At 47.9% G+C, this 1,139-nt stretch carries 1 protein-coding gene; it reads left to right on the top strand.

The genetic code is table 11. From position 1 onward, the window contains the following. A partial coding sequence (locus tag R7P69_RS25070; protein ID WP_318121810.1) for a PAS domain-containing methyl-accepting chemotaxis protein occupies positions 1-1,139 on the top strand: 1,139 nt, incomplete at both ends.

Raw genomic sequence — 1,139 nt, 5'->3', positions numbered from 1 at the left:
CATAATATCGTCCGTCATAGTGACATGCCTAAAGCCGCTTTTGGTGATATGTGGGCACGCCTTAAAGAAGGCAAAGCGTGGCGAGGTATGGTTAAAAACAGCACCAAATCTGGCGGTTATTACTGGGTAGATGCCTACGTAACGCCTATCTATGAAAAAAACCAAGTTGTCGGCTATCAATCTGTGCGCGTTAAGCCTAAGCGTGAATGGGTGGATATTGCTGCAAAAGCTTACAAGGGGATGCTAGCCGCCGAGAAAGCGGGTAGAACCTGGTCGTTAAAAATTAACGAAACGGTTCGCTATGCGATTCTACTTGGTGCATTAACTGCACCTGCCGCAGCGTACGCACTATCTGTTGAAGGTCCGCTTGCTTGGCTTGCAAGTGCATTACCAGCGAGCGTTTTAGCGTTATTGTTCCGCCAAGAGTTGATTGATACGCCGCAACAGCTCAAAAAGCTGCAAAAGCAGTATGACAGCGTGAGCCGTTTGATCTATTCAGGCAATAGCGCATTTTCGATTGCTGATTTCCATATCAAAATGTTGTCTGCAAGGATTCGAACCGTCTTGGGAAGAATGACCGACTCGGCGCTGCCACTGCAAAATTGCGCTGAAGAACTCAGTCAAACAACGGCCGAGGTTTCAGCCGCATTGAACCAACAAAACAGTGATATTCGACGCGTGCGAGATGCGACGCAAGAAGTGGAATCTTCAGCGAATTCGGTATCTTCAAGCACCAACGATGCGCATATGCTGATTGATGACACCTTGAAGTCATGCATGATGGCCAAAGAGACGATCGATCAAACGCATACCAACCTAGCGCAATTGAGTCTTCAAGCTGAAAAAGCAACGGAAACGACTTATCAACTGAGCGATCAGGCACAGAAAGTGAATCATTTGATGGTTGAAATCGGTGGTATTGCAGAGCAGACCAACTTGCTGGCGCTGAACGCGGCGATCGAAGCTGCAAGGGCAGGTGAGCAAGGTCGTGGTTTTGCTGTTGTTGCTGATGAAGTTCGCGCACTGTCTGGACGTACGTCGAATGCGACGGAGCAAATTCAAGCGTCTATCTCTGCTATGCTTTCGACGATAGAAGGTTGGCAGAAAGATATTTTGGCAAACAAAGAGCAAACCGATGC

Source organism: Vibrio sp. 661 (assembly GCF_033339315.1).
Classification (GTDB): domain Bacteria; phylum Pseudomonadota; class Gammaproteobacteria; order Enterobacterales; family Vibrionaceae; genus Vibrio; species Vibrio alginolyticus.
Note: the sequence above shows the minus strand (reverse complement) of the source record. Positions and strands in the feature narration are given on the sequence as shown.